22 protein-coding genes are annotated in these 20,643 nt (G+C 65.4%); 16 read left to right on the top strand and 6 right to left on the bottom strand.

From position 1 onward, the window contains the following. Positions 1-30: 30 nt before the first annotated feature. From P0R31_RS01260 to P0R31_RS01270, 3 genes are read left to right on the top strand one after another with little or no spacing between them, the layout of a single operon-like run. Positions 31-1,854 carry an ABC transporter permease gene (locus tag P0R31_RS01260; protein WP_225142113.1) on the top strand — a complete coding sequence of 608 codons (1,824 nt, stop codon included), beginning with the start codon at positions 31-33 and terminating at the stop codon, positions 1,852-1,854. After that, on the top strand, positions 1,854-2,702 hold the full coding sequence (locus P0R31_RS01265) for an ABC transporter ATP-binding protein (RefSeq protein WP_275512510.1): 849 nt from the start codon (positions 1,854-1,856) through the stop codon (positions 2,700-2,702). The genes P0R31_RS01260 and P0R31_RS01265 overlap by 1 nt, the downstream gene beginning before the upstream one ends. Continuing rightward, on the top strand, positions 2,699-3,436 hold the full coding sequence (locus P0R31_RS01270; RefSeq protein ID WP_275512511.1) for an ABC transporter ATP-binding protein: 738 nt from the start codon (positions 2,699-2,701) through the stop codon (positions 3,434-3,436). The genes P0R31_RS01265 and P0R31_RS01270 overlap by 4 nt, the downstream gene beginning before the upstream one ends. A gap of 3 nt (positions 3,437-3,439) precedes the next feature. Here the strand turns inward: P0R31_RS01270 and P0R31_RS01275 are convergent, their stop codons facing one another. Continuing rightward, positions 3,440-4,954, bottom strand: a complete 1,515-nt coding sequence (locus P0R31_RS01275) for an ATP-binding protein (RefSeq protein ID WP_275512512.1) — start codon at positions 4,952-4,954, stop codon at positions 3,440-3,442. 240 nt (positions 4,955-5,194) lie between these two features. Between P0R31_RS01275 and P0R31_RS01280 the strand changes: the two genes are divergently transcribed. Further along, positions 5,195-5,779, top strand: a complete 585-nt coding sequence (locus tag P0R31_RS01280; protein ID WP_275512513.1) for a LysE family translocator — start codon at positions 5,195-5,197, stop codon at positions 5,777-5,779. Between the two features lie 22 nt (positions 5,780-5,801). Here P0R31_RS01280 and P0R31_RS01285 read toward each other — a convergent pair whose 3' ends face one another. The 5 genes from P0R31_RS01285 to P0R31_RS01305 form a co-directional block, all read right to left on the bottom strand. Next, positions 5,802-6,866, bottom strand: a complete 1,065-nt coding sequence (locus P0R31_RS01285) for a ketopantoate reductase family protein (RefSeq protein ID WP_275512514.1) — start codon at positions 6,864-6,866, stop codon at positions 5,802-5,804. A gap of 915 nt (positions 6,867-7,781) precedes the next feature. Continuing rightward, positions 7,782-8,417: a MarR family winged helix-turn-helix transcriptional regulator gene (locus tag P0R31_RS01290; protein WP_275512515.1), complete on the bottom strand. Its 636-nt coding sequence runs from the start codon at positions 8,415-8,417 to the stop codon at positions 7,782-7,784. An 814-nt stretch (positions 8,418-9,231) separates the two neighbouring features. Beyond that, entirely contained in the window at positions 9,232-10,557 is a 1,326-nt protein-coding gene (fliI, locus tag P0R31_RS01295) for a flagellar protein export ATPase FliI (protein ID WP_275512516.1), read from the bottom strand. Between the two features lie 40 nt (positions 10,558-10,597). Continuing rightward, positions 10,598-11,326 carry a flagellar basal-body rod protein FlgF gene (flgF, locus tag P0R31_RS01300; protein WP_275512517.1) on the bottom strand — a complete coding sequence of 243 codons (729 nt, stop codon included), beginning with the start codon at positions 11,324-11,326 and terminating at the stop codon, positions 10,598-10,600. A 3-nt stretch (positions 11,327-11,329) separates the two neighbouring features. After that, complete coding sequence (locus P0R31_RS01305) at positions 11,330-12,118, bottom strand: DUF1217 domain-containing protein (protein WP_275512518.1); 789 nt, start codon at positions 12,116-12,118, stop codon at positions 11,330-11,332. A 142-nt stretch (positions 12,119-12,260) separates the two neighbouring features. Between P0R31_RS01305 and motA the strand changes: the two genes are divergently transcribed. From motA to flgI, 12 genes are all read left to right on the top strand, one after another. Further along, positions 12,261-13,157 (top strand): flagellar motor stator protein MotA, encoded by an 897-nt coding sequence (gene motA / locus P0R31_RS01310; RefSeq protein WP_271542096.1) that lies wholly within the window; start codon positions 12,261-12,263, stop codon positions 13,155-13,157. Next, a complete protein-coding gene (locus tag P0R31_RS01315) occupies positions 13,154-14,095 on the top strand; it encodes a flagellar motor switch protein FliM (RefSeq protein ID WP_128263907.1) in 942 nt (313 codons plus the stop codon). Before motA ends, P0R31_RS01315 begins: the two co-directional genes overlap by 4 nt. Then, a complete protein-coding gene (locus P0R31_RS01320) occupies positions 14,076-14,381 on the top strand; it encodes a hypothetical protein (protein ID WP_036037681.1) in 306 nt (101 codons plus the stop codon). Before P0R31_RS01315 ends, P0R31_RS01320 begins: the two co-directional genes overlap by 20 nt. Positions 14,382-14,457: 76 nt before the next feature. Further along, positions 14,458-14,832, top strand: coding sequence for a flagellar motor switch protein FliN (gene fliN, locus P0R31_RS01325; RefSeq protein ID WP_057030117.1), 375 nt, complete (start codon positions 14,458-14,460; stop codon positions 14,830-14,832). A 2-nt stretch (positions 14,833-14,834) separates the two neighbouring features. After that, positions 14,835-15,875, top strand: coding sequence for a flagellar motor switch protein FliG (locus tag P0R31_RS01330; RefSeq protein ID WP_128263905.1), 1,041 nt, complete (start codon positions 14,835-14,837; stop codon positions 15,873-15,875). A 13-nt stretch (positions 15,876-15,888) separates the two neighbouring features. Continuing rightward, a complete protein-coding gene (flhB, locus tag P0R31_RS01335) occupies positions 15,889-16,974 on the top strand; it encodes a flagellar biosynthesis protein FlhB (RefSeq protein WP_275512519.1) in 1,086 nt (361 codons plus the stop codon). 64 nt (positions 16,975-17,038) lie between these two features. Continuing rightward, on the top strand, positions 17,039-17,440 hold the full coding sequence (gene flgB, locus P0R31_RS01340; RefSeq protein WP_157281919.1) for a flagellar basal body rod protein FlgB: 402 nt from the start codon (positions 17,039-17,041) through the stop codon (positions 17,438-17,440). A gap of 11 nt (positions 17,441-17,451) precedes the next feature. Beyond that, a complete protein-coding gene (gene flgC / locus P0R31_RS01345) occupies positions 17,452-17,868 on the top strand; it encodes a flagellar basal body rod protein FlgC (protein ID WP_036006988.1) in 417 nt (138 codons plus the stop codon). Between the two features lie 2 nt (positions 17,869-17,870). Continuing rightward, positions 17,871-18,200 (top strand): flagellar hook-basal body complex protein FliE, encoded by a 330-nt coding sequence (locus P0R31_RS01350; RefSeq protein WP_275512520.1) that lies wholly within the window; start codon positions 17,871-17,873, stop codon positions 18,198-18,200. Positions 18,201-18,218: 18 nt separating this feature from the next. Next, positions 18,219-19,007, top strand: coding sequence for a flagellar basal-body rod protein FlgG (flgG, locus tag P0R31_RS01355; RefSeq protein ID WP_036006992.1), 789 nt, complete (start codon positions 18,219-18,221; stop codon positions 19,005-19,007). 13 nt (positions 19,008-19,020) lie between these two features. Further along, a complete protein-coding gene (flgA, locus tag P0R31_RS01360) occupies positions 19,021-19,497 on the top strand; it encodes a flagellar basal body P-ring formation chaperone FlgA (protein WP_275512521.1) in 477 nt (158 codons plus the stop codon). Then, the gene (gene flgI, locus P0R31_RS01365) at positions 19,494-20,624 is read left to right on the top strand and encodes a flagellar basal body P-ring protein FlgI (RefSeq protein WP_275512522.1); all 1,131 of its coding nucleotides are present in this window, start codon (positions 19,494-19,496) and stop codon (positions 20,622-20,624) included. The genes flgA and flgI overlap by 4 nt, the downstream gene beginning before the upstream one ends. The last annotated feature ends 19 nt before the right edge of the window (positions 20,625-20,643 follow it).

The following is a 20,643-nucleotide window of genomic DNA, read 5'->3' on the forward strand; positions in this document are numbered from 1 at the left end:
GGCCGCTTTCTCCCTGATTAGGAATGCTGCGTGTCCTCCTGGCTCGACCACACCATCAACGGGCTGATCGTCGGCAATGTCTATGCGCTCGTTGCAGTCGGGCTCGCGCTGATCTTCGGCGTCAGCCGGCTGATCAACTTCGCGCAAGGCTCGATCTATCTGGTCGGCGCCTATATCGGCTGGATCGCGGTGGTGCAGCTGCACACGCCGCTGCCTCTCACCATCATCGTGGTCGCCGTGGCCGCGGCGATCGTCGGTCTGATCATCGAGCGGTTCGGTCTGCGGCCGCTGCAAAACTCGGTGCGCATCGCGCCGCTGCTCGCGACCATCGGCATCAGCTTCGTGCTCGACCAGCTGGTGATGCTGATCTTCTCGCCCAATCCGCGCGCGCTGCCGAGCCAGTTGCCCGATGTCCGCTTCCAGGTCGGCGGCGGGACGATCGGGCCACTTGATCTGCTCATTGCCGGCGTCGGCCTCACCAGTGCGCTGCTGCTGTTCGTGTTCCTGCGTTACACCAAGCTCGGCTGGGCCGTGCGTGCCACCGCGCAGGACCGCGACGCCGCCATGCAGATGGGCGTCGACGTCAACCGGGTCAATCAAGCCGTGTTCGGTATCGCGGCGGCGCTCGGCGGCGTCTCCGGCATGCTGGTCGGCATGTACTACAACCAGATCGACACGGCGATGAGCCTTCAGGCGACGCTCAAGGGCGTCGTCGCGGAAGTCGTCGGCGGCGCCGGCAACGTGCCGGGCGCGGTGATCGGCAGCCTGCTGCTGGGCCTCGTCGAGAGCTACGGCGTCGCCGTGCTCGGCACCAGCTACCGCAATTTGTTCGCGTTCCTGCTGCTCGTCGTCGTGCTCGTGCTGCGGCCGAACGGCCTGTTCGTCAGCGCACGGCAGGCGCCGCCCGAGCCGCTCACCGGCACGTTCATCGCGCCGAGCCGCCCGGTGAATATTCCGCGCTGGGCGCTGTTGGCCGCCGTTGCCGGCTTTGCGATCCTGCCGCTGTTTCCGGTATCCTTCTACGTGCTCCAGACCCTGATCAACGCCTGGCTGCTCGGCATGCTCGCGCTCAGCCTGACGCTGGTTGCGGGCACGATGGGGCAGGTCTCGCTCGGTCATGCCGCGCTGCTTGCGATCGGCGCCTACACCTCCGCATTGCTGTCGCTGACGCTGGCCGTTCCGGCCGGACTTGCCGTCATCGGCGGTGGCCTGATGAGCGCCGCGCTCGGCACGCTCCTGATCTCGCCGTCCTTCCGCCTGCGCGGGCATTACGTGTCGATCGCGACGCTCGCGATCGGCGAGATCGTGGCGCTGGTGATCCTGAACTGGGAGAGCGTGACGCGCGGCCCGATCGGCATCTCCGGCATCCCGCCGCTGGCTCTGTTCGGCTATGACCTGATCAGCCCGACCTCGGTCTACTGGTTCAGCCTTGCGGTGATGGTCGTGCTGGCGCTGCTGCAGGGGCGGCTGCTCACCTCGCATCTCGGCCGCAGCTTTCGCGCCATCCGCGACGACGACATCGCCGCGCGCGCCTATGGCCTCAGTCTGAACCGCTACAAGTCGCTCGCCTTCATCTTCGGCGGCTTCGCCGCCGGCGTCAGCGGCGGCATCGCCGCGCATCTCTATTCCTACATCAACCACGAGACCTTCAACACGCAGCAATCCATCCTGGCGCTGACCGTCGTCATCCTCGGCGGCCTCGGCAACGTCGTCGGCGCGATCGTCGGGTCGGTCGCGCTGGTCGGCCTGCCTGAAGTCTTCCGTATCGCGGCCGAGTACCGCATCCTGATCTACGGCATCGTTCTCTTGCTGCTGGTGCGGTTCAGGCCGCAGGGCCTGTTGGGGACGGTCTGATGGAGAAGCAGCTTCACGCCATGCTGTCCCTGCGCGGCCTGACGCGCCGTTTCGGCGGCCTCACCGCGGTCGATACGATCGACCTCGATCTCGCCAAGGGCGAACTGATCAGCATCATCGGCCCGAACGGCGCCGGCAAGACGACGCTGTTCAATCTCGTCACCGGGCTTGACCGGCCCGATGCCGGCACCGTCAGCTTCGAAGGGCAGGACATCACCGGCCTGTCCCCGGAGCGGCTCGCGGCCGAAGGCATCGCGCGCACCTTTCAGCTCGGCCGCGTGTTCGGCAATCTCAGCGTCATGGACAACGTCCTGATCGGCGCGCACACGCGACTGCGCGCGGTGAAGCCGGCCGTGCCGGTGATCGGTCCGCTGCTGGAATTGGGTCTGGCCCTGCTGCGTCCCTCGCGCGTCAGGGCCGAGGAGGAGCGGCTGCGCGAGGAGGTGAAGGCCATCCTCGCCCGTTTCGGCGAACGGCTGCTGCCGCGCATCGACCAGCCCGCCTATAGCCTCTCCTACGCCAACCGCCGCCGCGTCGAGATCGCGCGTGCGCTCGCGCTGAAGCCGCGGCTGCTTCTGCTCGACGAACCCACCGCCGGCATGAACCCGACCGAGACCGCGGAGATGCAGGGGCTCGTCGCCGAATTGAAAGCCGAAGGGCTGACGATCTTGCTGATCGAGCACAAGCTGGAGATGGTGATGCGCCTGTCCGACCGCGTCATCGTCATGGACGAGGGCAAGAAGATCGCGGAAGGACCGGGCGAGCAGGTGCGGAGCGATCCCAAGGTGATCGAGGCCTATCTCGGCCATGGGCTATCAGGGACGGCGGAGCAGGAGAGCGCGGCATGACGAGCGCACCCGAAGCATTGCTGGCTTTGTCTGATGTCAACACCTTCTACGGCCAGGCCCAGGTGCATTTTGACCTGTCGATCACGGTGGCGCGCGGCCACATCGTCTGCCTGCTCGGCGGCAACGCGAGCGGCAAGTCGACCACGATGAAGATCATCTTAGGGTTGGTGAAGCCGCGGTCGGGCGAGGTGACGTTCGACGGAGCCTCGCTGATCGGGCTTTCCACGCCGCAGATCGTCCGCCGCGGCATCGCCTCGGTGCCGGAGGCGCGGCGGCTGTTCGCCGACATGAGCGTGCGCGAGAACATCCTGATGGGTGCCTTCGTACGCAACGACCGCGACGCCATTGCGCAGGATCTCGACAGGATGCTGACGCTGTTCCCGAAGCTCGGCCAGCGGCTGTCGCAGCGCGCCGGCTCGCTGTCCGGCGGCGAGCAGCAGATGGTGGCGATGGCGCGCGCGCTGATGAGCCGCCCGCGCATGATCGTGATGGACGAGCCGACCATGGGCCTGTCGCCGCTTTATGTCGATCGCGTGCTGGAACTGATCCGCAGCATCAACCAGGCGGGCGTCTCGGTGTTCATGGTCGAGCAGAACGCCAGCCTCGCGCTCGAGATCGCGCACGAGGCCTATGTGCTGCAGACCGGCAAGATCGTGCTGTCTGGCCCCGCGCGCGCACTGAAGGACGACCCCCGCATCCGCGACGCCTATCTCGGCGGCTCCGAGGCGGCCTGACGCTCAAGCCGACGCCGCGCTAGCGACTTGCTCCGCCGGCTGATCATCGCCGTTGGGATCGCCCGGCGCGGTCGCCCAGGCGAGTTCCACCAGCGTCACGATCCGGCGGCCGCCGCCGTCGAGCTGGACGACGATCAGGCCCTGCTCCTCCATGTAGCCGAGCAGGCGCTGCGCGCGGCGCAGCGAGTGCGAGCCGTAGGCGCGGGCGATCGCGGCATCGCCGGGGCAGGGCCAGCCTTCCTTCGCCGCGCGCGCGATCATCATGAACACGCCCTGCATGTCGTCGGGCAGGATCGAGGCGCGCAGCGCCACGTCCTGCCAGGCGTCGTCTGCAGTGAGTTCCGTCCCGAGCCCGGCACGCGCATGCGTCAGCATGCGCCGGAATTCGTTGAGATCGGGCACCGCCGCTCCCAAGCCCTCGATGCGGCAGCGGACCACGAATTCCTGATAGAGCACGCCGATGGCGCGGAAGCCGGCATCGGGCTCGGCCATCACGGCACGCAGCGTGCGATCCACGCGCTCGCGCCGCTCGGCGAGCTCTTCGGCACTGACGGGAGCCTCGACCGCTTCTAGCCGAATCTCCGGCACCGCGGCGGCCTTCGCCGCGCGAAGCTGCTCGAGCAGATCCGGCGCCGGCCGTCGCTGCGGCCGGCTGGCATCGGGCGGCGGTGCGGCGAGGATGACCGCGCGGGCATCTTCAAGCGTGGCCTCCGGCAGCGGCATCAGCCGCGGCGTCGAATTGCGCGGGCTGGTCTCGGTCGGGCCGATGTTGAGGCGCAGCGGACGGCGCGACAGCGCAGGTCCCAACGCCATGAACTGGCCGCGCTCGAGATCGCGGAAGGCTTCCGCCTGCCGCCGCTCCATGCCGAGCAGGTCGGCGGCGCGCGCCATGTCGATGTCGAGGAAGGTCCGCCCCATCAGGAAGTTCGAGGCCTCCGCCGCGACGTTCTTGGCGAGCTTGGCCAGGCGCTGGGTCGCGATGATGCCGGCAAGCCCGCGCTTGCGGCCGCGGCACATCAGGTTGGTCATGGCGCCGAGCGAGAGCTTTCGTGCTTCGTCCGAGACTTCGCCCGCCACCGCCGGCGCAAACAGCTGCGCCTCGTCGACGACGACGAGCATCGGGTACCAATGATCGCGGTCGACGTCGAACATCCCGCCGAGGAAGGCCGCCGCACGCCGCATCTGGTTCTCGGCATCCAGCCCTTCGAGATTGAGCACGGTGGAGACGCGATGCAGCCGCGCGCGCTCGCCCGCGACCTGGAGGCCGCGCTCGGTGTGGTCCTCGGCCTCGATCACCAGGTGGCCGAAGCGCTCGGCCAGCGTGACGAAGTCGCCCTCGGGGTCGATGATGGCCTGCTGCACCCAGGGCGCGCTCTGTTCCAGGAGGCGCCGCAAGAGATGCGACTTGCCAGAGCCCGAATTGCCCTGCACCAGGAGACGGGTCGCCAGCAGTTCCTCGAGGTCCATGGCGGCCGCGGCGCCTGCCGTGGTCTGCCCCATCTCGATCGCAACCGTCATGTCCCCGACTCAAAGTCCCGTCATTCGCGGACAGCGGCTTATCAATCCAGCCGCGGCGCGTCGAGCACTCCAGCGCGAATCAGGTGGCGTTGCCCACGCCAAAACCGGAAGTATCCGCCGCGAGCGGCAGGAACCCGGTGCCGAAAGGCCTCGGCTCGGGGAAGAATGGTGCAGATCGCCATCGCTCGGCCAAATGACGCAGATCAAGATCGACGGGTTCGAGAGCTGCTATCTAGCCGTATGACCTTTCTGACCTTCTTCACGGCGACCTATTTTCTGCTGGCGGTGCCGGGGCCGACCAACACCCTGCTGGCGACATCGGGGGCCGGAGCGGGCATCTCGCGCTCCCTTTATCTGCTTGCGGCGGAACTGTGCGGCTATCTGCTGGCGATCGCGGTGCTGCGGCTGGCGCTCGGTCCAATCATCAGCGACATCCCGATTGCGGCGCTGCTGCTCCGCGTCGCCGTGACCATCTACATTCTGTGTCTTGCGGTCATGCTCTGGCGCGTCAACACGCGAGAGCTGCGCGACGGCGCTGCCGTGACGTTCGGCCAGGTGCTGCTGACGACGCTGCTCAACCCGAAAGCTCTGGTCTTCGCGTTCCTGCTGCTGCCGCTTGAGGCCGGGCCGTTCGAGCTGGCGCCGTGGCTCGGCGTGATCGCGCTTCAGATTCTCAGCTCCGGCGCCGCGTGGATCATTCTGGGCGCAACGCTCGGACGCGGCGCCAGTCGCCTCGGGCACCCTGACCTCGTCACGCGCACCGGCGCGGTCACGCTGGTCGCCGTGACCGGCCTGATCTGGCTGCAATCCTTCCTGGTTGCCTGAACGGACGTCGCTGGGAGCGGCGCTACTGGGCGCCGGAGCCGCCCTGCACGATCTTCTCGTTCAATTTCTGGTCCACGGTATCGACGGTGCGGTCGATCTCGGCATTGGGCACGCCGAGCTGATGCGAGATCAGCTTCACCAGCAGGTCGACGCGCTCGATGAAGGGCGCGCCGCTGGCGACGGCGCGCGCCGCCGATGATGGCTTGAGCAGGCTCTCGGCGGCCTTGGCGTATTTCACGAACGGCACCTGGTCCTGCGGATCGGCGCCGAGGCGGCGGGCGATCGCGTCGACATGGTCGTAGATCGTCTGCGAACGCTTGAGATCGCCGTGCACGGCGTCGCGGATCGACTGCGGCTCGTTCGGCGTGATGCAACGGTAATTGCCGGTCAGCAGCATCGACCATTTCGCCAGCGGCACGAACAGCGAATCGAACACTTTCAGCTTCACCGGCACGTCGTGGCCGTCGAGCGTCACCGCGTCGATGTCGGCCTCCAGCTCCCGCAGCAGCTTGTTGTGCTTGTCGTCGGCGAAGACCGACGCCTTGAAGTTGGTGGGCAGGCCGACATGCAGCACGTTGGCGGCTTCTTCCGGCGGGCGGAAGGCCTGCGGGTCGGGCGAGCACAGCGTCACCAGGCCCGGCTCGAACCGCTCCCACACCTGCGCATTGGTGTAGGCCTCCTCGAGATCCATGTCGGCGAGTGCCGGAATCCGCTTCAGATAGGGCAGGGGCGGCATGTTCATGATCGACAGGCACGGCAGCTTCGCCGCGGCAATCTTGACCATGAGGACGCGCACCGTGTGGTTGGTGTATTGCGGCTCCTGCATCGCGAGGCCGACCAGATCGTAGCGGGAGAGGTCGACATTGGCCGGCGTGACCGCGTCGAGCTTGCCGGGGAGGTTGCGGGAGAAGATCGCCCGGTGCACCGCCTCGTCGCGTAGCTTGATGCGCACCTCGGTACCGTCGCGGTTGATCAGCTCCGCGGTCTTGGCGCGGCAGACCAGGGTCACGTTGTGGCCGGCCATCAGCAGCTTCGTGCCCAGCAGGGAGCCGTAAGAAGCCCCAAGAATCAATATGTTGCGCGCCATGCTCCGTCCCCTTGGAAATTGTGTGATTTTTCGGCCCGGGCCGTCGTCCGCGGGCGAGTTGGCGGCATGTAAAGCGAACTGCGGGGGGATGGCAACTGGGATAATGCATACAAGGGGTGCGTCTGGTCCCGCGGGCGCGAGGGCCAGCCTGGCGGGCCTGTTTCGGCCTGGTGTCAACCCAGCGAAGCAAAGATATTCTTCTTTACCGAAATTCGGATTTGTCGTATGTGTCGGTCATCCCGGCTCAATCTCGAGGGGCGTCCATGAGGTCGTCATTGTCGCGAGCCGGGCTTGCGGTGGACGCGGCAGCGTCGGCATGAAAGGTGCGGGCAGGGCGGGTAGTCCCTGTGAGCTCGTAACCGCGTGCGGACGAGCGGCGCTGTAAGGCTCGCCTCGCCAGCATTTCTCCCGTGACGTCGACAGCGCGGGAGAACCCTGCGGCGAACATGCGAGCCGCGCGTACGGCAAAACCGTGTGGTCCTGGCCGTCGTTGCTACGGCCAAGCCCTTCGAAGATGCGCGCGAGCCCAACCGGGCGGACGGCATTGTCAATTCGCAGGGGTGAGGGAGGCCAGAAGGAACTCGGCTCCCGGGAGAGCACGGCATAAGCCGTCCGACCATCGCGCAGGGAAGGCCGAGTGATTGGCACCACCTGTATGCTGCTGTGCGGTTTTCTGCGTGTGCGTTTTGCGCAGCAGACCGCGGGTGCGAGGTCAGCACCCGGTCTTCCCTGCGCCCTCTTGCCGATGAGGGCGGCGAGACGAAGCAAAGCTCGGGCGAAATAAGCCGCGAGGATGCTAAGGCGTGTCTGCAGGCTGACACGAGAGTTGGTGAATGACCATGCGACCTCATATTCCGTCATTGCGAGCGAAGCGAAGCAACGACGATATTGATGGAGCGCCGCTTATTGGCAGCCTCAGCCCTGGCTCGCCATGCGGTCGCGGTCGAGATGCTGCTCGATCTTGGGGCGGTCACGCGTGCGCTCGAAGCTGGTGCAGAGCAGCTCGGTCTCATCGAGCGAGATCGGAGCACGATAGAGCCGGCACATGAATTCGGCGGTTCCACGTCCCTTGGAGGTAGCCGGGCCGCGCTCTGCGAGAAACATGCAGTCCCGGCAGATGCTCGCTTCGAGCCGCTGATGGGCAGCATCGAGGTGATTGAGGATCTCGCGGAGAGAGTCGCGCAACCTGATGCACTCCTCGGTCCCGAGCGACGTCACCGCGTTGACCACGTGATTGATCGGGTCGTGCTGGCTCAGGCACTTCTCACCCTGGGACGTGACGTGCAGGACGACGGAACGCTTGTCCTCATGCGACGGCTTTCGCACCAGGAACGACTTGCTCTCCAGAGTCTTCACGATCTGCGACGCAGTCGCGCGTGTGGCGCCGATGAAGCCGGCCAGTGCGGACGGCGTGCGCGAAAACCTGTTGGCGCGCCCGAGAAAGCGCAGCGCCATCCATTCCCGATCGCGCAATCCATGCCGATTGCCCTCGAAATACCAAGCCCGCGCCGCCTGAACCAGCAGCTCGACGGCTTCCCGCGCCAATGGCATGAATCTACCTCGTCCCCGGAACTTCGTCTGCGGCGTCCCGAAGCCGCTTTGCGCCCTGAGTGTCAGACGAGCATGCCCTGTCGAACTCTCGCAAAATGGCGCGGATCGCACCGCGCCCGACCTCGGCCGATGAGCGTCGCATCGTCCGCAGCGAGAAGCCGTATCGCTGATGGCATGCCAACAGCGTGGTCGTCGCGCGGGAGCTCGGGTTGCCGTCGCCGGCAAACGGTGGATCGGAGTAGCTCAACCGAAGCCCCCAAAGTTCAAGTCACAAGCAGACGTTTCTTATACTCAACCAAAACGATGGATGAGCTTCTCAACAAAATCAAGTAGAGACCCTCTCACAGGCTGGATGTCGTCGCAGGCGAATGTAACGTTCAAGGGCAATATCGTTGTTCGGGACACATGATGGTGAACGCAATACATGGCACGGCGAGTAATATGCACTCGATATTGTGAGAGTTTGATTGCACGCGCGGTGTTGTCTTGCGTTGATGCAAACTGATCGAAGCTTGTGCATCACGATGACGTTTGGCGGCACGTCATCCACAACTTGTGCGTTCTGCCGCGGAATCGTCGAGGGAACTCATTGGAATTGCACGCGGCGGTTGTTCCCGTCGTGCTTGCAGAATAGACTCTTCGATCGCTTCCACAGCGCTTGCCAGCTCGTGCACACCCGAACGGCGAATTCGCTCACGACGAAAATCGGTGAGCCGGTGTGCACGCGCATGCGCTGGAAGCGTAGCGACATGCGCAATCTCTTGTCGAAAACCACGGGCAGGGCGGACGGCAGGCGCCTCACCCTCTCCACCCGTCAGTCGCCCTTGAGCATGTCCCGAAGCTCGCGGAACGGATCGGCGCTCGGCGGGGCCGACGCGCCCTGTCGCATCGCGTTGTAGATTCGCGGAACCATCTCGACCGCCTGGTCGAGGCCCGAATCACGTCCCGGCTGATAGCCGCCCATCAGGCGAAGGTCGCGCGTGTCCTCGTATTTCGCGATCATGGCGCGCAGCTTGCTCACCAATTCGCGCTCCTCAGGGTCCCAGACGTTGTGGGCGAGGCGGGAGACCGAGGCCAGAACGTCGACGGCCGGGTAGCGCGCCTGGTCGGCGATGTGCCTGGAGAGCACGATGTGCCCGTCGAGCGTGCTGCGGATGGTGTCGGCGATCGGCTCGTTGTGATCGTCGCCGTCGACCAGCACGGAGAATATCCCGGTGATGGTGCCGGAACCCTCCTCGCCCGGGCCGGCGCGCTCGAGCAGGCGCGGCAGATCGGTGAAGACCGTCGGCGCGTAGCCGCGCGCCACTGCGGGCTCGCCCGCGGCGAGCGCGACCTCGCGGGCGGCGTGGGCAAAACGGGTGATCGAATCCACCATCAGCAGGACCGATTCGCCGCGGTCGCGGAAATATTCGGCGACCGCCATCGCCGTCTTCGGCGCCAGTCGCCGCATCATCGGGCTTTCGTCGCCCGTCGACACGATTGTGACAGCGCGATGACGGTCATTGCCCAGCACATCCTCGATGAACTCGCGCACCTCGCGGCCGCGCTCGCCGACCAGGGCCAGCACGACGGTGTCGAAGCCCTGGCTGCGGGCGAGCATCGCGAGCAGCGTCGATTTGCCGACGCCCGATCCGGCGAAGATGCCGACGCGCTGGCCGGCGCAGACCGGCGCGAACAGGTCGATGACGCGTACGCCGGTGCGCAGCGGCTTGTGCACGCGCGCACGCTTCATGGCCGACGGCGCCTCCGCCTCCGCCGAGACCGCCTGCGACCCTTGCGTGAGCGGCCCCTGTCCGTCCAGCGGCGCGCCGAGGGCGTTGATGACGCGGCCCTTCCAGCTCGGATCGGGCGCGAAGGACAGCGGCGGCATCCGGTAGGCCGCCGAGTCGAGCCCGCCGCCAAATTGCCGGTCGAACGGCTTGGCGATGATGCCGTCGCTGTCGATCCGCACCACCTCGCCGATCTGGCGCTTGCCGCTGCAATTGACGCCGATGAGCTCGCCGAGCCTGACGAAGCGCGACAGGCCGGAGACGCGGAAATGCGTCGGCGCGATCTCGGAGATCGCGCCACTGACGCTTGCCAGGGGAGTGCTCTGCTGAAGCTCCAGCAGCGCCCACTCGAGTTGCCGAAGAGCGTTCAAGGAAACCGTCCAACCTCATCCTGCGCGCTTGGCGCGCAATCTACTTGCCGGGTTCGCCGAGGGTCCGGATCGCGTTCTGCAGCGAGCTCTCAGTGCCCTCGATCATCGAGTTGGTGCCATCGAAAGCGCGCGAGGCCGAGATCAGCCGCGTCAGTTCGAGCATTGGATTGGCGCCGGAGCCTTCGACATAGCCCTGCTTGAAGCCGTCCCGGGAGAAGTCCGCGATGGCGGTCGCAGGCCGGTCGGGCGTCACGCCGGAATTGCCGTAGCGTTCGAGATTGGCGTCGGCCGGAATGCTGAACAGGCCGATGGTGCCGATCTCGTTGTTGTCCTGGATGATTGCGCCGCTGCGCGCGATCGAGATCGGTCCGCCGTTCGGGTCGAGCGTGATCTGCGCGCCGCCGGAATCGACGATCGGAAAGCCGCTCACGGTCTGAAGATCGCCGTTGGGGGCGATCTGGAGCCGGCCGTCGCGCGTGTAGACCGTGCCGTTCGGACCGGCGAAGGCGATCCAGCCCTGGCCGACCACGGCGACGTCGAGCGGGTTGCCGCTCTCGGTGATGCTGCCCATCTCTCGCGAGATGATGTTGTCGCCGGGCGAGGAGAACGCCACCGGTGTCGGACCTGCCTTGGACAGCACGGTCTCGAACTTCACCACGTCGGTGCGGAAGGCGGCCGTGTTGACGTTGGCGACGTTGTTGGCGATCGTCTGGAGGCGCTTTTCGAGGGCGACCTGCGCCGACAATCCCACATAGAGAGCCGATTGCATGAATTACCTGTTGAACTTGATGTTCTGAAGCGTCGTGAGCACGTTGGTATCCATGCTGACCGACGTCGCGGCGCCGGCGATCAGGACCAGCGCGGGATTGGTCGAGCTGTCGTTCCGGGCCTGGGTCGCATCCCACATCGCCGCAAAGCGCTGCACGAACTTGGTCACCTTGGCCGGATCCTGGAAGTCGGTGAGCTTGATCCTGTCCGCGATCATCTTGGCCTGGGCGTCGATGTTGGCCGCGCTGATCGTCGACGGCAGGCCGAGCGCGGTCTGCACCACCTGCGTCAACGCCTTGTCGGCCAGGATCTGGTAGGCGGTCGTGATCGTGGACGCCTTGCGGGTGAAATACAGCGCCAAACGCAGGCCTTCGTTCTGATCGCCGGCCTTCTCCTCCATCGTCTGCGTGACGTATTGGGTCGCGGTGCCGGTCGTGGCTGCGGCGCTCTGGGTCGCCTTGTCGCCGAGTGCGGCGAAATTGAAGGCGGTTGCGAACTGCCGGTAGCGGACGTCGGTCAGCTTGTTGGCGAAGGCGTCCTTGCTCGCGACGCCCTCGGTCAGCACCTTGCGCATGAACGCCTTGGCGTACGTCATGTCGCTGAGGCCATAGGCCTTCATCGCATAGGAATAGAGACGATAGTCCTTCAGGAAGTCGTCGATCGTCTTCACCTTGCCGATATGGCTGAGGAAGTAGTCGGTCTCGCGGCTGACATCCGGCTGCTTCGCGACCTGCGTCAGCGACTTGCCCATGTCCTTGGTCAGCCTGGTGTAGTCCGCGATGGTGGATAGCATGACACGCGCCCCTCTGGCCGCCGGTGCGACCCCGCTTCAAGCTGCCGGCAATTGCTTGCGCGGGGCTGGCGACCTCGAAGCCAGCTTCGCGCAAGCGTCGCCGACTAGGTATTCCAGGTGGGATCGGCGATGGAGCGGCGCGTTGGGCAGTTTCGTGGGGATTTTCATCACGGTAGCGGCGCTGCTCGGCGGCTTTGCCGCCATGGGCGGGCATCTGGCCGTGCTCATGCAGCCGTGGGAGTTCGTGATCATCATGGGAACCGCGGTCGGCACCTTCATCGTGGCCAATCCATGGAAGACGGTGGTGGACACGGGCGTCGCCTGCATGCAGGCCATCACCGGCGCGGTGCCCGGCCAGCGCTACTACCTTGACCTGCTCGGCGCGCTCCACGCTCTGATGCGCGAGCTGCGTGGCAAGGGGCGCAACGAAGTCGAGGCGCATATCGACGATCCCGCCTCCTCCGAAATCTTCAAGGCGTTCCCCAGCGTGCTCGGAGATCCCTCGCTGCTCCAGTTCATCTGCGACTATGTCCGCCTCATCATCATGGGCAATGCGCGCACGCACGAGATCGAGGCGCTGATGGACGAGGAGATCCATACCATCGTAAAAGGCAAGCTGGCGCCCTATCATGCGCTGGTGACGGTGTCCGAGGCGCTGCCGGCGCTCGGCATCGTCGCCGCCGTGCTTGGCGTCATCAAGGCGATGGGCGCGCTCGACCAGTCTCCGAAATTATTGGGCGGCTTTATCGGTGCAGCCCTGGTAGGCACCTTCGCTGGCATCTTCCTGTCCTATGGCGTGCTTTCGCCCTTCGCGATCAAGATCAAGATGACGCGCGAGAAGAAGTGTCGGCCCTACATCATCGTCAAGCAGACGCTGCTGGCATTCATGAACGGTGCCATGCCGCAGATCGCCGTCGAGCACGGCCGCAAGATGATCTCCAGCAGCGAGCGTCCCTCGATCGACGTCGTCGAGAACGAGACGATCGCAGGTCCCAAGGCCGTCGTTGCCGACGCTGAACCCAAGGCGGCGCGCGCATGATGATGGAAGACGCCGAGGTCGACCAGCGCAAGCAGCTGCCGAACTACCTGCTGGACGCTGCCGGCATATCGATCGAGCGTATGCCGATGCTCAATGTGATCTTCGATCGCATGGCGGCATCGTGCACCGACAGCCTGCAGCCGATGGCCGGAACGCCCTGCTATTTCTCGGTCAACGGCATCACCAACGACCGTGTCGGCGATATCATCAAGGACTACGAGGCCAACGCGGTCGCGGCGGTGCTCTATGCCGAGCAGTGGGACTCCCGCGTCATCATCATGCTGGACCGTGACTTCGTGTTCACGATGGTCGAAGCGATGTTCGGATCCGACGGCGCCGAGCCGCCGCTCGATGTTGAGCGCGCGTTCTCCAACATCGAGCTCCGCCTGGTCCAGGCGCTGTTCGAACGGTTCGCCAAGGCGTTGCAATCCGCCTTCGCCGGCACGTCGAACGTGACCTTTCGCGTCGAGCGGGTCGAGACTGCGATGGCCTCGCTCGCGATCGGGCGGAGCGGCAACATGTCGATCTGCGCGAACATCATGCTGCAAGCGCTCTACCGCGGCGGCCAGATGTTCCTCATCATTCCGCACTCCGCGCTCAATCCGCTGCGCCAGAAGCTCGCTCACGTGGTCGTCAGCGACGGTCGCGCCGCCGACCCACGCTGGCGCGAGCAGATGGAAAGCGAGGTGCAGCGGACGGAGGTGACGCTCAGCGCCGTGCTCGACGAGAAGATGGTGACGCTCGGCGACGTCGTGAAGTTCGAGGTCGGGCAGGTGCTCGAGCTCGAGGCCACGCCGCGCACGCTGGCCCGTCTCGAAAGCAACAATCAGGTGTTGTTCTGGTGTCAGATCGGCCAGCTCGACGGCTATTACGCCATGCAGGTGGCAGATCCCGTCGATCAGAAGCGGGAGTTCGTCGATGATATCCTATCTCGTTGATATCGTGCTGCTGGCTGCGCTCGCCTTCACCAGCATGCGGGTGACCAGGATGCACCGCGAGCTGGCGCGGCTGCGCAGCTATCAGGGCGAATTCTCCACCATCATGCACGAGACCGCGGGTGCCTTCGACACGGTCATCACCGCGGCGCACGATTCAACCGCGAATCTCGGACGCCTCGCCAACGTGTTGAGCACGAAGATCGACCAGGCTCACGAGGCGATCGCGGCGCTCGATGCGCGCAGCGGGCTCGCACCCGCGGCGACCGCCGAGCTGAACAAGCACTGAAAGCCGGCACCGGCAGAACAATACGGCCGGAACGCCGCGGCGCTCCGGCAGCGGAAGTACCAAGAGGCGATACCAAATGGCGCAATCCTTCGACTATGAGCCTGCATCTGCATCGACCGAGGCCGAGACCTCTCCGCTGGAACGCCTGGCCGAGATCGCCCAGCGCACCGCCGAGGAGACTGGCAAGTTCGCCAACGTCGACGCAATCTTGCGCATTCCCGTCACCATGCAGGTGGTGCTGGGATCGGCGACCATTCCGGTGGCGAACCTGATGAAGCTCGGACGCGGCGCGGTGGTTCCGCTCGATCACCGGGTCGGCGAGCCCGTCGACGTCGTCGTCAACGGCCGCATCGTCGCCCGTGGCGAGGTGGTCGTCGTCGAAGAGGACAATTCCCGCTTCGGCGTCTCGCTGACGGAGATCGTGGGGCCGCTGGGGCAGGGTGATACCTGACCATGGCGGCACCGGTCGGCATCGCTCCCACCAAGCAGCGAGGCGTTACCACGCTGGGCGGCACGGAAAAGGTCGCCGCGCTCCTGCTGGCCATGGGCCGGCAGGCGGCGGCGAGCGTGCTGCAGCAGTTCGAACCGCAAGAGATCCGCATCGTCACCAAGGCGGCGGCGGAGCTGCGGCCGATCACCGCGCAGGAGCTCGAGGGGATCGTCGAGGAGTTCGCCCAGCAGTTCTCGATGGGCGCGAACATCCTCGGCACGCTCGGCGGTCTGGAGGCCGTGCTCGGCGACGTGCTGCCGGCCGACCAGGTCTCGCAGATCATGTCTGATCTGCTCGGCAATTCGAGCAGGTCGGTGTGGGACCGCGTCTCCTCGGTGTCGGAAAACTCACTGGCGAGCTACCTGTCCAAGGAGCATCCGCAGACCGCGGCGCTGATCCTGTCCAAGGTCAAGCCGGCCTGCGCGGCCAAGGTCATGAGCCAGCTGCCATCGAGCCTCCGCAACGAGCTGATGCGGCGCGTTCTGAGCCTCAAGCCGATCGTCGACGACGCCATGCGCATCATCGAGAAGACGCTGCATGAGGACCTCACATTGAACTTCGCCCGCAACCTCGGTGCCGACACCTACGCCCGCGTCGCCGACATCATCAACAAGATGGAACGCGGCCACATCGAGGACATGCTGAAGAGCCTGTCGGAGAAGCGGCCGAAGTCGGCCGAAGTGCTGAAGGAGCTGCTGTTCACCTTCGACGACGTCGTCAACCTGACGCCGAAGGCGCGCACCATGATCTTCGACCAGGTGCCGACCGATCGCATCGTCGTGGCGCTGAAGGGCACCGACAAGCATTTCCGCGAGCTGATCCTGTCCTCGGTCGCCTCGCGCGTCCGCCGCGTCGTCGAGCACGAGCTCGCCATCGGCGAGCCGTCCAACCAGCGCGACGTGTTGGAGGCACGACGCGTGATCACCGACCTCGCGCTCGAGCTGGCGGAGAAGGGCGAAATCGAGCTCAACCCCGAGCAGGAGGATGAGCTGGTCTTCCGCTGACCGCTGAACGGGCATGGCAGAAACATCCGATCAGGAGAGCAAGACAGAAGAGCCGACCGAGAAGAAAGTCCGCGATGCGCTCGAACAGGGCAAGATTCCGGTCTCTCGGGAGGCCTCCATTTTCGCCTCGATGGCCGCGCTGATGGTGATCCAGGCGTTCCTGATCGGCCAGGGCGTGCAGCAATTGACGCCGACGCTGAAGAGCCTGCTCGACGATCCCGAGGGCTTCCCGCTGTCGACCGGTGCGGACGCGCAGAACCTGCTCACCGTGGTCGGCCTGCAGGCGCTGCGATTCCTGGTGCCGCTGGTCGTCATCCTGGTGGTGTTCGGGCTCGCCGCCTCGCTGCTGCAGAACGCGCCGCGCCTGGTGCTCGAGCGGATCAAGCCTGACTTGTCGAGGATCTCTCCGGTCAGCGGCTGGAAGCGGTTGTTCGGGACGCAGGGCCTGATCGAGTTCGCCAAGTCGCTGTTCAAGCTCGCCGCGGTGACCGCCGTGGTCGCCTTCGTGCTGCGCGCATCCGAAGCAAGGGCCTTCGAGGCCATGTACACCGATCCGGTCGCGCTGCCGGAGATGATTCTCAGCATCGCGATGCGCATCGTCTCGGCGATCTGCATCGCCACCATCGTGCTGGTGGCGATCGATCTCGCCTGGGCGCGCTTCCACTGGCGGCGCGAGCTGCGCATGACCAAGCAGGAGATCAAGGATGAGCACAAGCAGGCGGAAGGTGATCCCCTGATCAAGGCGCGCCTGCGCTCGCTGGCGCGCGACCGGTCGCGGCAACGCATGATCGCCTCGGCCTCACGCGCGACGCTGGTGATTGCCAACCCGACGCACTTCGCGATCGCGCTGCGCTACAAGCGTGAGGAAAACGCCGCGCCGCTGGTCGTGGCCAAGGGCATGGACGTGATCGCGCTGAAGATCCGCGAGATTGCCGAGCAGAACCGAATCCCCGTCATCGAAAACAAGGCGCTGGCGCGCGCGCTCTACGAGGCAGTCCAGGTCGATCAGGTGATTCCGGCGGAATTCTTCCGGCCCGTTGCCGAGATCATCTACTTCCTCCAATCCAAGCAGGCGCCGCGGCCCGAGAGCGTCCGATAGATTTCCGAGGATGGTGCTTCGCGCAACAGCTTGACGAAAGCTTAACGCCCTAGGCTCGTCCCGAATGGATCAGAATGGGGCCGTCGTGGGACCGCTTTATCTCTTCGAACTCGCATCGTCGCAGGCGCGCTATCTCGAGCTGCGTCAGTCGACCATCGCCACCAACGTCGCCAACGCCAACACGCCGGGCTTTCGGGCGCGCGATGTTGAGCCGTTCAATAAGGTGCTCGATGGCATGCCGGTGAGGCTTGCGACGACGTCGCCTTCGCACATGCAATTGGCCGCAGCCGAGACCGACACGCGGGCGACCGCGAAGAAGGACAGCTGGGAGGTGGTTCACTCCGGCAACTCCGTCAGCCTCGAGCAGGAAATGATCAAGGGCAACGACGTCAATCGCGACTATTCGATGAACGCGGCGATCGTGCGGTCGTTTCACCGCATGGTGCTGTCGAGTGCAAAGGCCTGAGGTGAACTGACATGCTGGACTCACTGAGCGCCTCTCTGACGGTCGCAAGCTCCGGGCTCGAAGCGCAGTCGACGCGCATGCGCATCGTCTCGGAGAATCTTGCGAACGCCACCTCGACGGGGCGCGCCGCCGGTGCCGATCCGTATCAGCGCAAGACCATCACCTTCGACGCAGCGATGGATCGCGCCTCGGGCGCACAGCTCGCGAAGGTCAAGGAGATCGGGGTCGACACCACGCCTTACCGGGTGGAGTACGATCCGGGGCATCCCGCCGCCGACAAGGCCGGCTACGTCAAGCTGCCGAACGTGAACATGATGATCGAGATGGCCGACATGCGGGAGGTCAACCGCTCCTATGAGGCCAATCTCCAGGTCGTGAAGCAGGTGAGGTCCATGCTGGGCATGACCATCGATCTCTTGAGGAGCTGACCATGCTTGAGGCGATTTCATCCACCGCGATTTCCGCAGGGCAAGCCGCGAGCCGTGCGAGCGAGACGCAGGCCGTCTCGCCTGCCGCGACAACGCCGGTCCAGGCCAGTGACGATGCCGGCTTCGAATCGGTGATGAAGCAGGTGACGTCGGATGCGATCGGGACGCTGAAGACGGGCGAGGCCGCATCGATCTCGGCAATGCAGGGCAAGGAATCGACGCGCCGCGTCGTGGAGGCGCTGATGTCCGCCGAGCAGGCTTTGCAGACGGCGGTCGCGGTTCGCGACAAGGTCGTCCAAGCCTACCAGGAAGTTGTTCGGATGTCGATTTGATCTGAAGGAGTGGGACCAGTGAAATCGCTCGCCATTGCGGCCACGGGCATGAACGCCCAGCAGACCAACATCGAAGTCATCGCGAACAACATCGCCAACATCAACTCGACCTCCTACAAACGGGCGCGCGCGGAGTTCACCGATCTGTTCTACCAGATGGACCGCATGCAGGGCGTCGCGAATACCAACGGCTCCTCGCCGATTCCGGAAGGTGCCAATCTCGGCCTCGGCGTCAAGTCCGCGGCGATCCGCAAGCTGCACATTCAGGGCGCGCTGACGCAGACCGGCAATCCCTATGATCTCGCGATCAACGGACGTGGCTGGTTTCAGGTGCTCGGCCCCAACAACGAGGTGCAATATACCCGTGCGGGCTCGTTCAACGTCAACGCCAACGCTCAGCTGGTCACGATCGACGGTTACCTGCTGGATCCCGCGATCACCATCCCGCAGGGGACGGTCGAGGTCACGGTCAACCAGACCGGCCAGGTGTTTGCCAAGCTCGACACGGAAGTGAATCCGCGGCAGATCGGCCAGCTCAACCTCGCCAACTTCGCCAACGAAGCGGGTCTCGAGCCGCTGGGCAGCAATCTCTACAAGGAGACCACGGCGTCCGGCACGCCGGTCGTCGGTCTGCCGGGCGATGCCGGCTATGGCAAGATCAACCAGAAATGGCTCGAAGCCTCGAACGTCGACCCGGTCAAGGAAATCACCGAGTTGATCTCGGCACAGCGTGCCTACGAAATGAATGCCAAGGTCATCCAGGCCTCGGATGAAATGGCCCAGACGGTCTCGAAGGGCATGCGCTAGTTCCGGTGTCTCGATGTTGAACAGGGTGGGCCTGATCGTGCGCGGGTTGGCCGCCGTGCTGCTGGTTCTCGTCGCGGCGCGGGATGCCGCGGCCGAGGAGAAGCGGCTTCCGGTGCCGGCCGTCTCGATCCGCGCCGGCGAGATGATCCGCGAGGAGATGATCACCGAGCGCGCCTTCGCGCCGAGCCTGCTCGGCGTCGCCATGTTCATCGAGGGACGCCACATCCTGGTCGGTCGCATGGCGCGGCGCGCGCTGTTGCCGGGCCAGCCCATTCCAACCAATGCGGTGGAGGATCCCTGGACCGTCGCGCGCGGCGCCACGGTCAAGGTCGTGGTCGAGGACAGCGGCCTGTCCATCGTCACTTACGGTTCGGCGATGCAGTCGGGTGCGGCCGGCGCGCTGATCCCCGTGCGCAATACGGACACCGGCGTGATCATCAGGGGCGTCGTCCAGCCGGACGGCAGCGTCAAGGTCATGGACGGATCATGACCAGGCTCCTGCTTGCGCTCGTCCTGCTCGTGTCGGCCGCCAGCGCCCAGGCCGCCGTCCGCATCAAGGACATCGCGGACATCAAGGGTTTGCGCGAGAACCAGATCGTCGGCTACGGTCTCGTCATCGGGCTCAACGGTACCGGCGACACGCTGCGCAACGCTCCGTTCACCGAACAGTCCCTGCAGTCGATGCTCGAGAACATGGGCATCAACGTCAGGAACGAGACCACGAGCACCAACAATCCCCCGCGTCCGACCACGCTGCGCACGCGCAACGTCGCAGCGGTGATGGTCACGGCGGACCTTCCGCCTTCGATCGGGCCCGGCGAGCGCATGGACGTCACCGTGTCCTCGCTCGGCGATGCGACGTCGCTGCTCGGTGGGACGCTGGTGATGACGTCGCTGCGCGCAGCGGATGGCGCGGTTTATGCGGTGGCGCAGGGTGCGATCACGGTTGCCGGCTACAGCGTCGGAGGCCAGGCGCAGAACGTCAGCCAGGGCACGCCGACGGCCGGGCGCATCCCGAACGGTGCGCTGGTCGAACGCGAGGTGCAGGGAAGCCTCCACGAGATGGAGTTCCTGGTGCTACAACTGAAGAACCCGGACTTCGTCACCGCAACGCGCATCCTCGACGCCGTCAACCGCTACGCCGGCGGTCGGTACCGCGCGCAGATCGCCTTCGAGCGCGACTACCGCACCATCGTGCTGTCGAAGCCGCGCCATGTCGGCCCTGTCCGCTTCCTCGCCGAGATCGGCGAATTGGTGGTCGAGCCGGATACGCCGGCGCGGGTCGTGATCAACGAGCGCACCGGCACGGTCGTGATCGGGCGCGACGTGCGGATATCGACCGTCGCCGTGACCCACGGCAATCTGACGGTTCGCGTCACGGAGATGCCGGTTGTGTCGCAGCCGGCGCCGTTCTCGCGGGGACAGACGGTGGTCGTCCCGCAGACAGTGGTCGAAGCCAACGAGGCCGGATCGCAGGTGGCGATCCTGAGCGGGGTCGATCTCCAGCGCTTGGTGCGCGGGCTGAACCAGATTGGCCTGAAACCATCGGGGATCATCGCGATCCTGCAGGCGATCAAGACGGCAGGCGCGCTCCAGGCCGACGTCATCGTGCAATGATGCGCAAGCGTCGTGCAAG

It is taken from the genome of Bradyrhizobium yuanmingense (genome assembly GCF_029167105.1).
Classification (GTDB): Bacteria; Pseudomonadota; Alphaproteobacteria; order Rhizobiales; family Xanthobacteraceae; genus Bradyrhizobium; species Bradyrhizobium yuanmingense_A.